Genomic DNA, 12,763 nt, shown 5'->3' on the forward strand with positions numbered 1-12,763 from the left:
TCCCCCGTCAGCAGGTGCGCCGGTACGGCAGATCCGGGAGGTACGTCTTCCAGGCGGCCTCGGAGAGACCGGAGCCGGCGCGCTCGCAGACCTCGCCGGCCAGCCGGTCCGGGGTCAGTTCGTAGCGCTGCACGGGCACGTTGGTGCCGGTGGCGTGGAGCGTGCCGTCGGGGCCGAACGCGAGGGCGAGGATCTGGTCGCCCGGGGTGGGCAGGGCAGTGCCCAGGGGCCGTTGCGAGGCCAGGTCCCAGAGTTGCAGGCTGCCCTGCGATCCGGCGACGGCGAGGGTGCGGCCGTCGTGCGAGAACGCCAGCGCGGTCACCGAGCCGGTGGTGTCGGACGCGGTGCCGTCGAGCACGCCGAGCCGTTTGCGGGCCCCCGCGTCCCAGAGCGTGACCCGGCCCAGGACGTCACCGACGGCCAGCCCGCTGCCGCCGGGACCGTAGGCCGCGGTGGTGATCAGGTCCTCGCCGAGCACCCGCGGTTCCATGCGCCCGGTGCGGAGGTCGGCCAGCAGGCCCTCCTGGGTCACCAGACTCCGGCCGTCGGGGCGCAGGGCGAGGCGTTCGCCGTCCGAACCGGAGGAGACGACGTCTGCGGCACGGACGCTGCGCGCGGTCCGCACGTGCTTCTCCTCGCGTACGTCCCACACCTCGACGGTCGAGCGTTCCGCCGACCGGTACACCAGCAGGGTGCGGCCACGGTCGTCCAGGGCCAGGCCGTCCATCGTGGAGGTTCCGTCACCTCCCGCGGCCAGGGTGGCGTGCACGCGACGGGCCCGGATGTCCCACACGGTGACCCGGTCCTCCGCCCCCTTCCGGCCGGCGTACGGGCCGGGAGTCGTCGCCAGGTATCTGCCGTCGCCGCTGAGCGCCATGAGACCGGCGCAGGACTCGGCGCCGGGGCACGGTCGCGCCGGCGTCTCGAAGAGCGGGTGTCCGTCGCGGGTGTCCAGCACCTGCGTCCGCTGCTCGCCGTCGCGCCGCACGGAACGGGCCAGGACCCGGCCGTCGCCGGAGAGTTCGGCCCGGTACGCCGAGAGGTCCTGCCAGCGCGCGGTCGTCGCGGTGCCGAGGGTCAGTGAGCGCACGACCGTGCCGGACCCGCCGAGATAGCGGACGGCGCCCGCGCTCCCGTCGTAGGCGACGTCGGACCACTCGTCCGAGACGATCCGCCGGCTCAGCACGGGTGTCTCCGGATGGGCCGCCCGCCACACCAGCAGCCGGTGCGGTCCGGTGCCGACGAGAAACGTGCCGTCCCCGCCGGACCACACCTGCGTCAGCCCCTCGGCCTTCAGGGACCGGGTCGCCCGCCCGGTGCGTACGTCCCAGCCGTGGACCCCGTCGGCGGTGGCGACGGTCAGGGTCCGGCTGTCCGGGGTGAACGTCACGGAGTGGTCGCGGCAATCGGCGGCCCGTGCCTTCTCCAGCCAGGGCGCCTCGGCCCTACGGCGGTGCGCGAGATCCCAGAGTTCCAGCCGGTGCCCGCCCGTGCACAGGGCGAGCCAGCGGCCGTCGGGGCTGGCGGAGAGGCCGCTCACACCGCCGTCCGGTGCGGGGACGCGCAGCGTCGGGCGTCCGTCGCGCGGGTCCCAGGCGTGCACCGAGCCGTCGTCCCAGTCGACGGCGGCCAGGGCGCGGGCCGTGAAGGTGAACGGGGTCTGCATGGCGTCCACGCCCCGCAGGGTCCGGATCACGTGTCCGGTGCGTACGTCCCACAGGTCGACGCGGTCCCCGGCCAGCAGCGCGAGCGTCCTGCCGTCCGGTCCCACGGCGACCGGGACGCCGTCCATGAGCTTGCCGGGGCCGGGCTCGGAGAGGGTGAGGCGCCGTGTCCTCAGGTCCCAGATCCGGACGCGGTCCGCGGTGACGGACACGACGGATGCGCCGTCCGCCGTCAGGCGCTGCGCGTCGTTGTCCGAGCCGTCGAAGCCGGCGTCCGCGCCCGGTACCGCGAACACGTCCTCCTCCCGCTGGGCCATCGCGCCGATCAGCGCCGAGCGGGTCTCCGTGGTGTCGGCCAGCCGCGCGGCGGCGACGCTGAGCCGCATCGCGGTGCGCGGGTCGGAGTACCGCATGCCGTCCGCGACGGCGGCGACCCGGCGGGCCTCGGCCTCCACCTGACGCCGGTCGCTGGTGCGGCTCTGCTGCCAGGCGGTGGCCCCGGCGACGAGCGCGAGCACGAGGAGCACGGCGAGGGCGCCGACGAACCCGCGCCGTCTGCGCAGTTCGGCCCGCCGCGCACCGCTGCTCGCCGTGAGGAACGCCCGCTCCGGCGGGGTCAGCGAGGCCCCGGCCAGCTGCTCCTCCGCCGCGGCCAGCCGGGTCCCGCGGTACAGCGCGCCGGGGTCCCGCCCGAGGTCGTCCCAGACCCGGGCCGCCTCGGTCAGCCTCCGGTGCGCCCGCAACTGCTCACGCTCCTGGTCGATCCACCCGGACAGCCGGGGCCAGGCGGTGATCAGGGCCTCGTGGGCGAGGTCCACGGTGCCGTGGTCGAGGGTGACGAGGCGGGCTCGGGCGAGTCGGTCGAGGACCAGGTCTATGTCGGGGGTGGGGTTCGGTGGGGTGGGGTTCGATGGGTCGGGGTTCGGTGGGGCGGAGGGCGGGCCTGGGGTGACGCGCTGCTTCGGCGGGCGCGGGGGGTCGGTGGGGTCTGTGTGGTCGGTGGAATCTGTGAGGTCGGTGGGATCTATATGGCCGGTGGGATCTGTGTGGTCGAAGGGGTCTGTGTGGTCGAAGGGGTCTGTGTGGTCGGAGGGGTCCGTGGAATCCGTGGGACCGCCCCTCTCCCGGCCGAACGGCCCACCGGAACCCGTCGATCCGAAGTCCAGTTCCCCCCGCTCCACAGGCCGACGGGTGTCCTGTGACCCCTCCCCCGGAGTGATCAACCGCAGCAGCACCAGGCGGGCCACTTCCGCGTGCGCGGTGGAGAGGCCGGACCAGACCTCCTCCGCGCTCTGGGCGATGGCCCCGTGGACACCGCCCGCGGCCTCGTACGCCTCCTCGGTCAGTGCCCGGCCCCGGCGGCGGCGCCAGGTCTCGCGCAGCACGTGGGACAGCAGCGGCAGGCCGCCGGGCTCGTCGGCGATCTCGTCGACCAGGCGGGCGGTCAGGGTCCGTTCGACTATGTACCCGGCGCTCTGGGCGGGCTTGACGATCGCCTCGCGCAGCTCCGCCGGGTCCATCGGACCGACCAGCAGCCCGGCCTCCCCCAGCGCGTCCGCCAGACCCCGGTGCTCGGCGCAGCGGCCGTAGAAGTCCGCCCGTACGGCGATGACGACCCGCAGTCCGCTGCCCGGTTCGCGCGCGGCGAGCAGCAGGTCGAGGAAGGCACGGCGTTCGTCGGGGTCCCGGCAGAGGGTGAAGACCTCCTCGAACTGGTCGACGACGATCAGGGTGTCCCCGGCCCCGACCGTGCCCGTGCCTTTCCCCACCGGGGCCGTGTCCGTACCCGTGCCCGCCGGTACCAGCGCGGCACCCGGCGTGCCCGCAGGAACCAGCGCCGCACCCTGCGTCCCCGCAGGTACGAGCACAGCCCCATGCGTCTCCGCAGGAACCAGCACGGCCCCATGCGTCCGCGCCGGACATGCCCCCGGCGTCAGCACCCGGATCGCGGCCAGCTCCCCCTCGGCGCGCAGGACCGGGATCAGTCCGGCCCGCAGGAGTGAGGACTTGCCGCTGCCGGAGGGGCCGAAGACCGCGGTGAAGCGGTGGTCCCTGATCCGCTGGCGGAGTGCCGTGACGAGTCGGTCGCGGCCGAAGTACCGGTCGTGGTCGTCGGGTTCGAAGCGGGCCAGGCCCTGGTACGGCGGCTCCACGTCGTCCACCTCGCGGGCGGCGCCCGCGCGGACCTCCCGGTCGGCCTCCTGCCACCGGCGCTCCCACTCGTCCGGGTCGCCTCCGCAGGCCCCGGCGTAGGCCAGGGCGACCTGGAGCGAGGGCAGCTGATCTCCGGCGGCTGCCTGGGAGAGCGCGGTCACGGAGAAGTGCGCCCGGCGGGCGAGTTCGCGGTAGGTCGGGCCGCCGGCCTCCTGACGGAGCTTGCGGAGTTCGTACGCGAACCTCGGCACCGGTCCCGCGGCCGGATCGACCGGAGTCTCCCGACGGCCCATGTGCGCTCGTCTCCCCCGTGTCCGCCCCTGCCGGGTGGCGTGGACGCCTGTTCGCCGTCGCCACCCTAAGGAACCGTCCGGACCGCCCGCAAGGTTCCGCCGCGCCCACGACCAGGCACTTTGTTTTGTTCAGAGTGGCGGGCGGTGGCTGCTGAACAACGCGCGGGCCGCTGGACTCGTGGTCACGGCCCTCGCTCCGGGGGCCGCACCGCATCGGGCGGTTCCTGCGCACGGAGGCCACGAGACACCACATGACCCTCACGAAGTGGGCGGCTTCTCCGCCCTCGCGCACGGCCCGAGGTGTCCTCACGGGGGTGGGACACCTCGGGCAGGCCGTTCCCCGGGTGCGCCGGGCGTGGCTGTACTGGCTCGGGTGCGCGGCCTTCGCGCTGGTGCTGGCGCTGACGACCGGACTCGGCCCGCACCGGGTCTGGGGGACCTGCGCGGCGGCGGGATACGGCGCGGCGGCGCTGCTCGCCGCTCCGAGCGGGCGTGTCTGGCGGCGGGCCGCGGCGCCGGTCGCGCTCCTCGGGGCGGTCCTGGTGCCGCTGGCGCTGCTCGTCGCGTCGGGCGCGGCCCAGTCCGAGGTCGGTGTCGTCGAGCGCTCCGGGGACCTGCTGCTGCACACCGGCAGCCCCTATCTGCCGGACCCGCACCGGACCGTGGAGTACAACCCGTACCTGCCGGGGATGGCGCTCTTCGGCGTCCCCCGCGCGCTGCTCGGCGACAACCCGCTCGCCGACGCCCGCGTCTGGTTCTGCCTGACCTTCCTGATCTGCATGTTCTTCGCGGCGAGACGGACCGCGGAGTCCGGGCGGACCCTGTCGGTGCTCGCCGGCTTCCCCGCGGTGGCGCTGCCGCTGGCTGTCGGAGGGGTGGACCTGCCGGTGGTGGGGCTGATGTGCCTGGGTCTGGCGCTGGCGGGCCGGCGCGGGTCGGGTACGGCGGCCGGGGTCGCCATGGGCGCGGCGGCGGCGTTGAAGTGGACGGCGTGGCCGCTGCTGCCGGTGGGGCTGGTCCTGCTCGCGGTCACGGCGGGCCGCCGCGCGGCACTGCGGGCTGCCGTGGCCGCGCTGTCGGTGGCGGCCTTCGCGGTCCTGCCGATCGCCCTGGCCGACCCGCACGCCTTCCTGGAGCACGTGGTGCTCTTCCCGCTCGGCGAGGGCGGTCTCCGCTCCCCCGCGACGAGCCCCCTCCCGGGCCGCCTCCTGGCCGAACACGTCCCGGGCGGCGCCGCGCTCGCCACCACCGCGCTGGCAGCGGCCGCCACCGGCATGACGGCCTCCCTCCTGATACGCCCGCCCCGAACCGTCCGCACGGCGGCGAACCGCCTGGCCCTCGGCCTCACGATCGCCATCTGCCTGATCCCGGCGACCCGCTTCGGCTACCTCGTCCTGCCCCTGGTCCTCGCGGGCTGGTTCCGCTACACGGCACAAACCACCGACTCCGCCGCCCCGGCCCCGGCCGGCCTGCCTCCGTGTCCGGCCCCGAAGCAGAGTTCATGCTGGCCGGTCTGGTGCCGGACATCGCACGGGAGTTGGGGGTGTCCGTCGGTGCGGCGGGCGCGCTGACGTCCGGTTTCGCTGTGGGGATGGTGGCCGGGGCGCCCCTGATGGCAGGGCTCGCCCGCCGATGGCCGCGCCGGGGAGCCCTGTTGGGGTTCCTGGCGGTGTTCCCGTCCGCGCATGTCGTCGAGGCGTCGACCGACGGCTTCCGGGTGCAGCCCTTGGCCCGGCGGCACTGCGATCGACTCCGGGGCGGGGTACCGGTCGCCGGGCTGGTCGGGCGGGCGCTCGTGACCATGGCGGCCGTACGGCTCAAAGGGCGTGCGCGGCACGGCCCTTCGCCCGCATCATGGGCCGTATGACCCCCGCTTGGATCACTGTCGTGACGTACGAGAACATCGGCCGCCGGCCGACTCCCCGGGCCGCGCTGCGGGGTTGACTGCGGGAGCGGGGGATCGACTGGATGCCCTTCGACACGAGGGCCGAGGTGCGGTTCGGTCTCGCGTGCGGGCCGGGGGCCGACGGGCGGTGGCGGGGGTGGTTCCGGGTCGAGGTGGCCGCGGGGGCGCTGTGGCGGCTCGGGTTGCATCCGGATCAGCCGTCCGCTGTCGTCGGCGGCCCCTCACCGCCCGGATGGTGGCATGCCGCCGCCGAGCGGAACGCCCTCGGGTGACGGCTGCTGTGGACCAATTCCCTTGCGGCGTACGGCGTTCCGCAGCGGCCCGCGTCGTCTCGGGACCGGCAGCAGCCACCACGCCGACGCCACCGTGAGGACCGCGCCGACCGCGATGGCGGCGAGCCGCGTGGGGAGGAGGCTGGTGGCGTCCTGGCCGAAGTAGCCGAGGAGGAGGGAGAGGGCGGTGGTCATTCCGGCCGCCCAGTAGGCGTAGTTGAGGGGGCGCAGCCACAGGGCGATCGCCAGGACCGTGAACATGAGGGCGACGGCGGTCCGGCCGGTGACGCCCGCCGCCGCGACTCCGGTGGCCAGCAGGGTGCCCGCGGTCGCTCCGATCAGGCGTTCAATGCCCTTGCGCAGTACGTCCGTTCGGCCGCGGTTGCCGCTCGCGGCGACGTACGCCGTCAGGACCGCCCAGGGCCAGTGGTCGTCGAAGAGGAGCCTGCCGAGGACGAAGGCGGCGGCGATCGCGGCGGCCATCTGCAAGGCCATCCGGGTGCTCGGGCGGGGGTGGAGGCGGGACGCGCGGTGGGCTGCGGCGGGCTGGGTCTCCGGGTCCGGGCGCCAGGGGCCGTAGCGGTCGGCCAGCCCCTGCACCAGCCAGACGCTGCACACCGCCAGCACCCCGATCAGCGCCGCCCAGGCCCAACTCACCAGTCCGCTCTGCGCCTTGGGCGGCAGCGCGGGGCCGGGGACGACCAGGAGGGCGATGAAGGGCAGGGTCATCAGCGTGCCCGCCTTGGCCGCGGCCCGGCCGTAGCGGCGGATCCAGATCGGCACCGCCATCCCGGCCGTGAAGACCGCCGCGCCGAGGAGGTAGTGCGCGCCGATCAGCCGGCCGACGAGGATCGAGACCGCCGCCGTCGCGGGCAGCAGGACCAGCGCGGTGAGGCGGCGGCCGGTGTCCGCGGTGCGCTGGGTTCCGGCCAGGGTGAGGGAGAGGGCGACGGCGAGGACGAGGACGTCGGTGTGGAGTCCGGCGACCGTCTCCAGGCAGAGGGCGGCGGCCCAGGAGAGCAGTACGGCCGTCGTCGTCAGAGCCGCTTCGTACGCGTTGCGTATGGATGTGGCGGGCATAGTGGCGAGATTACGGGCATCAAGCCGGGAGAGGTAGTAAGGGGATGCGTACGATATCCCCATGGATCACCTCCCCTCCGCCGCCCGCATCCGCCGTGGCATCGTCCGGCTGAACCGTCGGCTCCGGCAGGAGCGCGGTGACGGCAGCCTCTCCCCCAGCCGGCTGGAGGTGCTCGGGCATCTGCACCGGCACGGGCCCGCCACCCCCGGCGAGGTCGCCGCGGCGCTGCGCCAGCGGCCCCAGTCGCTCACCCGGGTCTTCGCCGAACTGGAGGCGGACGGGCTGGCGGCGCGCACGGCGGGGACCGTGGACCGGCGGCAGTCGGTGCTGTCCCTCACCGAGGCGGGATGGCGCGCGCTGGAGCGGGACATGGCCGACCGGGACGCCTGGCTGGCTCGGGCGCTCGCGTCGCTGAGCCCGACGGAGCGGGGTGTGCTGGAGCTGGCCGCGGAGTTGATGGAGCGGGTCGCCGACACCGAGACGCTTGGCTGATTCGCACCCCTTGTGCGCCGCATCACAGGGTTCTCATAATCCTTCAACAGATTTGACCGGCCCATGCCAGAACTTGGGCATTTCTTTGATGCCCGTCTTGGCATGGACTCGTCAGAGCCACCCCCCACCCCGGAAGGCATCACGTTGAAGAGATTCGTCACGGCCCTCAAGAGATGTCTGGCGGTCGGAGCAGCCGCGCTCGCGATCGCCAGCCTCCAGCCCGTATCGGCCGCGCAGGCCGCCCCCTCGCCCGTCGTCGGCGGCACCCGTGCCGCGCAGGGAGAGTTCCCGTTCATGGTCCGGCTCTCCATGGGCTGCGGCGGGGCGCTGTACACCCAGCAGATCGTGCTGACCGCCGCGCACTGCGTGAGCGGGACCGGTGCCAACACGAGCATCACCGCGACCGCCGGGGTCGTGGACCTCCAGTCCACCAGCGGGCGCGTGCAGGTCCGGTCGACGTACGTCTACCGGGCCCCCGGCTACAACGGCGACGGCAAGGACTGGGCCCTGATCAAGCTCGCCTCGCCGATCAACCTCCCCACGCTGAAGATCGCGACGACCACGCAGTACAACACCGGGACGTTCACCGTCGCCGGGTGGGGTGCCGCCACGCAGGGCGGTGCTCAGCAGCGGTATCTGCTGAAGGCGACCGTGCCGTTCGTGAGCGACGCGACCTGCCGGTCGTACAGCGGTTACAGCGGGCTCATCGCCAACGAGGAGATCTGCGCGGGGTACGCCTCGGGCGGGGTCGACACCTGCCAGGGCGACTCCGGCGGCCCGATGTTCCGGCGTGACTCCGCGAACGCGTGGATCCAGGTCGGCATCGTGAGCTGGGGCATAGGCTGCGCCCAGCCGAACGCGCCCGGCGTGTACACCGAGGTGTCGACGTTCGCCTCGGCCATCGCGTCCGCGGCCGCGTCGCTCTGAGGTCCGGTTCCTTTCGTACGGTCTTCCGCGGGTCCGGTGTGTGGTTGCCGGGCCCGCGGTTCAGAAGCCGCCGCCCCCGAAGTCGCCCCCACCGCCACCGCCGAAGTCCCCTCCGCCCCCGCCGAAGTCGCCCCCGCCCCCGAAATCACCGAAGTCCCCGGAGTCGAAGTCCGAGCCCGACAGGTCGCCGCCGGTGAAGTCGCCGTAGCCGGAGCCGTAGTCGGCCGCGTAGGCAGGGGTGGACATCATGCCGCCGAGGACCGTGCCGAGGAGGAGGCCCGGGAGGATGCCGCCGCCGAAGTAGCCCCCGGCCCAGGGACCGTAGGCCGGGCCCGCGTCCCAGTAGGGGCGGCGGCCCTGGTCGGTGTCGACCTCGCGCATGACCGGGTCGCGGCCGTCGGCGAGGCGGGTCGCGTCGGCCGCGCAGACCGGGACCTCGCGCGGGGCGCCGCCGGGCGGGGTCCAGGCGGCGTCGGTGACGGAGGGGCCGTGGCGTGGATCGAAGAAGCAGGGGACCCGGCGCTCCGGGAGCGGGCGGCCCTCACGGCGGGCGGCCAGCTGGGCGAGGGAGAAGCGGCCGTCCTCAAGAGCCTGGGTGACGGCCCGGACGTCCTCCGGTCTCGTGGCCGCCGCCATGAGCGACTTCGCCTGTTCGTAGGCGTCCAGCGCGCGCTCGTAGTCCGCACGCATCGCGTCGTCGGCGCCGGCCTCCGCCGGGTGGAAGTCCAGCCGGTCCAGTTCCTCGCCGAACGCCGTGATGTCCTCGTCCACCACCACCCGCAGCTTCTCCAGCGCGGCCCGCTGCTCCTCCGCGTGCCGTCGGCGGTTGCGCCGCACCAGCGTGTACGCGCCCGCGCCGCCCGCGACCAGCACCGCGCCGACCGTGATCAGCGCCGTGCCCGACACCCCGCCCCCGTCGTCCGACGTGCTCCACGTGGACGGCGCCGAGCCGCCCATGTTGGTCACCGCGGCGGCGGTGAAATCGGTCAGCTGGGCCCGGGTGTCCTCGCCCCGGACGGTGGTTACGAGGTTCCGTACGGCCGCGCGCGGCAGCACCGAGGAGTCGGCGCGGGCGTCGAAGGCGTCGCCGAGGCGGACCGCGTACAGGCCCGTGACGCCGGTCGCGGTGCGCAGCTTCGTGAACAGGTCCTGCTTCGGGTAGTCGGCCGGCAGCACCGCCACGAACAGCGGCTTGTCCGCCTTCGCGATCCGGTCGGCCAAGGCGTCCGCGTCCTTCGCGGACAGCTGGGCCGCGGCGGCCGGATCGACGTAGACCGGGCTCTTGCGCAGGGCCTGGCCGATCGCCGAGACGCTGGTGACACCGGGCGCGGCGGAGACAGGCGGGGCACCCGCCGCCAGGACGGCCAGCGCCGCGACCACCAGGGCGAACAGCAGCCCTGGAAGACTTCGGGTCCGTACGGCGGCCTGTGCGCTGCCCTTCATACCTCGACGCTACCCGAAGCCTCCCAAAAGCCGCCTCTCAGTTCACCCGGCACCCCTTGAACTCACACCAGACGACCTTGCCCGGTTCCCGCTCCCTGACGCCCCAGTCGTCGGCCAGCGCGGCGACGAGGAGCAGACCCCGGCCGTTCTCGGAGTCGGGATCGGCGTCCGGGATGCGGAGTTCACCGGGGCCGCTGTCGTGGACCTCGACACGGAGGACTCCGTCGGCGGTGAGGTCCAGGACGAGCCGGAAGCAGCGGTTGGGCGGGACGCCGTGGAGGAGGGCGTTGGTGGCGAGTTCACTCACGCAGAGCAGGACGTCGTCCTGACGGTGGGTCATCCGCCAGTCGGCGAAAGTCACGCGTGTGAAGTCGCGGGCGACGGCGACCGACCTGCGGTCTCGGGGGTAGAGGGCGATGCGGTTCACGGGGTGAATGTCACAGGGGGTGACTATCGTGGGGCAGTGAGTGAGGTCGTAGTTCTGATTACTACGACCTCACTACGAGGGCTGCGCGTATGCACGGGGGAAGAGGTCGACCATGGCGAAGAAGGTCGGGGCATGGCAGGCGGTCGGTGCGCTCCTGGCGCACTATCGGAAACTCGGCGGTCTCACACAGGAGCAGTTCGCGGAACTGGCGAACATCCACGTCGACACGGTGGGATCGATTGAACAGGGGAGGCTGGCGCTTCAGCCGGATCGGGCGGATCAGTTCGACGAACTGCTGGAAACCAAGGGTTCGTTGACGTTACTCGTGGAGCGGATGCCGGTGCGGGAGAAGGTGGTGCAGTTCGCGCAGTCGTTGGTGGACCACGAGCAGGAGGCGCTGAGCGTCTTGTCGTACGAGAGTCTGGCGGTGCCCGGACTGCTTCAGACACAGGATTACTGCCGTGCCGTTTTCGACTATCGGTATCCGGCGATCGGCACGGAGACTGCCGAGCAATGGGTAAGCGCCCGCATGGAACGGCAGTTGGTACTGCAACGGGAACGGCCTCCTGTGTGCCACTTCGTTCTGGAGGAGAGCATCCTCCAGCGGCCCGTCGGCGGTCCGGAGGTGATGCGGGAACAGTTCCGCCGGATCTTGGAGTACACCGAGCCCATCCACATGAGCTTTCAGATCATGCCCACGTCCGTGGCACCACACGCAGGGCTCGGCGGGCCCATGGTGCTGCTGGTGACGCCTCATCACGATCGTCTGGCCTACCTGGAAGTGCAGAGCGCCAGCTTCCTCGTTGAGGATCCCAACGAGGTCAGCGACTATGAACTGAAGTATGGAATGCTGCGGTCACAGGCCCTCTCACCGGATGAGAGCGTGCGCCTCGTGCACAGATTGCTAGGAGACCGATGAGCACCGCACTTCAGTGGTTCAAGTCCAGCTACAGCAGCAGCGAGGGCGGCAACTGCATCGAGGTCGCCCACACCTGGCGCAAGTCCAGCTACAGCGGCAGCGAAGGCGGCGACTGCATCGAGGTCTCCGCCCACCCCGTCGCCATCCACGTCCGCGACTCCAAGGCCACCGGCCCCAACTTCACCGTCTCCCCCGGTACTTGGTCCGCTTTCCTCGGGCTCGCCCGCGATCACGCGTCCAACGTGTAGACGCACCCGTTCTCGCAGGCCACATGGACGAGGCCCGCGGCCACCACTAGGGACACCGTGCCGTCGGACAGCGCGGGCGCGGAGCGGATGTCGCTGTCGGCGGCGGCACGCCAACGCTCTTCGCCGGTGGCCGCGTTCAGGGCGTACAGGTGGGAGTCGCCGGCGACGTAGAGGGTGTCGCCCTGGATCGCCGGGGTGGCCCTGAAGTCGGAGCGGGCCTGCTGGGGCCGGACCGACCAGCGCTGCTCGCCGGTGCCGGCGTCCAGGGCGTGGACCTCGGGGCGCACGCCTCCGCCCAGGTACAGGGTGCCGTCGTGGACCAGGGGCGTGCCCGTCGAGTGGGCGGAGGTCGGCCGCTGCCAGTGGACGGCGCCCGTGGCCGGGTCGAGGGCCCAGACGGTCGACCGGTCGTCGACGGCGTAGAGCGTGCCGTCGGCCAGTACGGGTCCCGCGAGGTTCACGCCCGGGCGCCGGTATCTCACCCGCCGCCTGCGCTGTCCGGTGGCCGCGTCGAAGGTGCTGAGGTGGCGGCCGCCGTCGACGTGGTGGACCAGGCCGTCCGCGACGGCGGGCGGTGTCAGCGAGACCGAGGTGGTCCGCCTGCGCCAGCGGACCCGGCCGTCGGCGGTGTCGAGGGCGAAGAACCTGAACCCGCCGTATCGGCCCTCGCCCGCGAGGTGGACGGTGTCACCGGACACCGTGGGTGAACTGAGCCGTCCCACATCGCCGTTGTGCCACCGGTGGGTCCCGTCGGCCGCGTCGAAGGCCCAGGTACCGAGGCCCACGGCGTACACGGTCCCGTCGTGGACGTACGGCGCCGAACCGATCGGGCCGACCCACGCCCACCAGCGCACGGTTCTGGTTCGTGTCCTCATCCGAGCCCCCTCCGTCAGCCTGTTCCGGTACACCGCGGCGGGAGCCCGCGCCGAACGCGGAC

At 73.1% G+C, this 12,763-nt stretch carries 11 protein-coding genes; 6 read left to right on the plus strand and 5 right to left on the minus strand.

Features of this window, described 5'->3' with window-relative positions; all coding sequences use genetic code 11:
- Nucleotides 1-7 precede the first annotated feature (7 nt).
- Nucleotides 8-4,111 carry a helix-turn-helix domain-containing protein gene (locus G3I78_RS29000; RefSeq protein WP_164429763.1) on the minus strand — a complete coding sequence of 1,368 codons (4,104 nt, stop codon included), beginning with the start codon at nucleotides 4,109-4,111 and terminating at the stop codon, nucleotides 8-10.
- A gap of 251 nt (nucleotides 4,112-4,362) precedes the next feature.
- On the opposite strand from G3I78_RS29000, the gene G3I78_RS29005 reads away from it, so the two are divergent.
- Nucleotides 4,363-5,682, plus strand: coding sequence for a glycosyltransferase 87 family protein (locus G3I78_RS29005; protein WP_164429764.1), 1,320 nt, complete (start codon nucleotides 4,363-4,365; stop codon nucleotides 5,680-5,682).
- Entirely contained in the window at nucleotides 5,613-5,978 is a 366-nt protein-coding gene (locus G3I78_RS52205; RefSeq protein WP_239158100.1) for a hypothetical protein, read from the plus strand. Before G3I78_RS29005 ends, G3I78_RS52205 begins: the two co-directional genes overlap by 70 nt.
- Before the next feature lie 260 nt (nucleotides 5,979-6,238).
- Here the strand turns inward: G3I78_RS52205 and G3I78_RS29015 are convergent, their stop codons facing one another.
- Complete coding sequence (locus tag G3I78_RS29015) at nucleotides 6,239-7,369, minus strand: FUSC family protein (RefSeq protein ID WP_164429765.1); 1,131 nt, start codon at nucleotides 7,367-7,369, stop codon at nucleotides 6,239-6,241.
- Between the two features lie 61 nt (nucleotides 7,370-7,430).
- On the opposite strand from G3I78_RS29015, the gene G3I78_RS29020 reads away from it, so the two are divergent.
- Both G3I78_RS29020 and G3I78_RS29025 read left to right on the plus strand, forming a co-directional pair.
- Nucleotides 7,431-7,862, plus strand: coding sequence for a MarR family transcriptional regulator (locus G3I78_RS29020; RefSeq protein WP_164429766.1), 432 nt, complete (start codon nucleotides 7,431-7,433; stop codon nucleotides 7,860-7,862).
- Between the two features lie 144 nt (nucleotides 7,863-8,006).
- Nucleotides 8,007-8,789, plus strand: a complete 783-nt coding sequence (locus tag G3I78_RS29025; protein WP_164429767.1) for a serine protease — start codon at nucleotides 8,007-8,009, stop codon at nucleotides 8,787-8,789.
- Between the two features lie 60 nt (nucleotides 8,790-8,849).
- On the opposite strand, the gene G3I78_RS29030 is transcribed toward G3I78_RS29025, so the two are convergent.
- Entirely contained in the window at nucleotides 8,850-10,232 is a 1,383-nt protein-coding gene (locus G3I78_RS29030; protein WP_164429768.1) for a hypothetical protein, read from the minus strand.
- A gap of 37 nt (nucleotides 10,233-10,269) precedes the next feature.
- Nucleotides 10,270-10,659 (minus strand): ATP-binding protein, encoded by a 390-nt coding sequence (locus tag G3I78_RS29035; RefSeq protein ID WP_343243875.1) that lies wholly within the window; start codon nucleotides 10,657-10,659, stop codon nucleotides 10,270-10,272.
- 112 nt (nucleotides 10,660-10,771) lie between these two features.
- Between G3I78_RS29035 and G3I78_RS29040 the strand changes: the two genes are divergently transcribed.
- Together G3I78_RS29040 and G3I78_RS29045 are read left to right on the plus strand one after the other, a co-directional pair.
- Entirely contained in the window at nucleotides 10,772-11,578 is an 807-nt protein-coding gene (locus G3I78_RS29040; protein WP_164429770.1) for a helix-turn-helix transcriptional regulator, read from the plus strand.
- Nucleotides 11,575-11,826 carry a DUF397 domain-containing protein gene (locus G3I78_RS29045; RefSeq protein WP_164429772.1) on the plus strand — a complete coding sequence of 84 codons (252 nt, stop codon included), beginning with the start codon at nucleotides 11,575-11,577 and terminating at the stop codon, nucleotides 11,824-11,826. Before G3I78_RS29040 ends, G3I78_RS29045 begins: the two co-directional genes overlap by 4 nt.
- On the opposite strand, the gene G3I78_RS29050 is transcribed toward G3I78_RS29045, so the two are convergent.
- Nucleotides 11,808-12,701, minus strand: a complete 894-nt coding sequence (locus tag G3I78_RS29050; RefSeq protein ID WP_164429774.1) for a PQQ-binding-like beta-propeller repeat protein — start codon at nucleotides 12,699-12,701, stop codon at nucleotides 11,808-11,810. The genes G3I78_RS29045 and G3I78_RS29050 overlap by 19 nt on opposite strands.
- Between the last annotated feature and the right edge of the window lie 62 nt (nucleotides 12,702-12,763).

Source organism: Streptomyces sp. SID13726, from assembly GCF_010548375.1.
Taxonomy (GTDB): domain Bacteria; phylum Actinomycetota; class Actinomycetes; order Streptomycetales; family Streptomycetaceae; genus Streptomyces.

Bases quoted from the DNA above. Each gene is read 5' to 3' on its own strand.
- G3I78_RS29050 (WP_164429774.1), bottom strand. From the start codon at position 12,701: ATGAGGACACGAACCAGAACCGTGCGCTGGTGGGCGTGGGTCGGCCCG.
- G3I78_RS29015 (WP_164429765.1), bottom strand. From the start codon at position 7,369: ATGCCCGCCACATCCATACGCAACGCGTACGAAGCGGCTCTGACGACG.
- G3I78_RS29020 (WP_164429766.1), top strand. From the start codon at position 7,431: ATGGATCACCTCCCCTCCGCCGCCCGCATCCGCCGTGGCATCGTCCGG.
- G3I78_RS29005 (WP_164429764.1), top strand. From the start codon at position 4,363: ATGACCCTCACGAAGTGGGCGGCTTCTCCGCCCTCGCGCACGGCCCGA.
- G3I78_RS29045 (WP_164429772.1), top strand. From the start codon at position 11,575: ATGAGCACCGCACTTCAGTGGTTCAAGTCCAGCTACAGCAGCAGCGAG.
- G3I78_RS29040 (WP_164429770.1), top strand. From the start codon at position 10,772: ATGGCGAAGAAGGTCGGGGCATGGCAGGCGGTCGGTGCGCTCCTGGCG.
- G3I78_RS29030 (WP_164429768.1), bottom strand. From the start codon at position 10,232: ATGAAGGGCAGCGCACAGGCCGCCGTACGGACCCGAAGTCTTCCAGGG.
- G3I78_RS29000 (WP_164429763.1), bottom strand. From the start codon at position 4,111: ATGGGCCGTCGGGAGACTCCGGTCGATCCGGCCGCGGGACCGGTGCCG.
- G3I78_RS52205 (WP_239158100.1), top strand. From the start codon at position 5,613: ATGCTGGCCGGTCTGGTGCCGGACATCGCACGGGAGTTGGGGGTGTCC.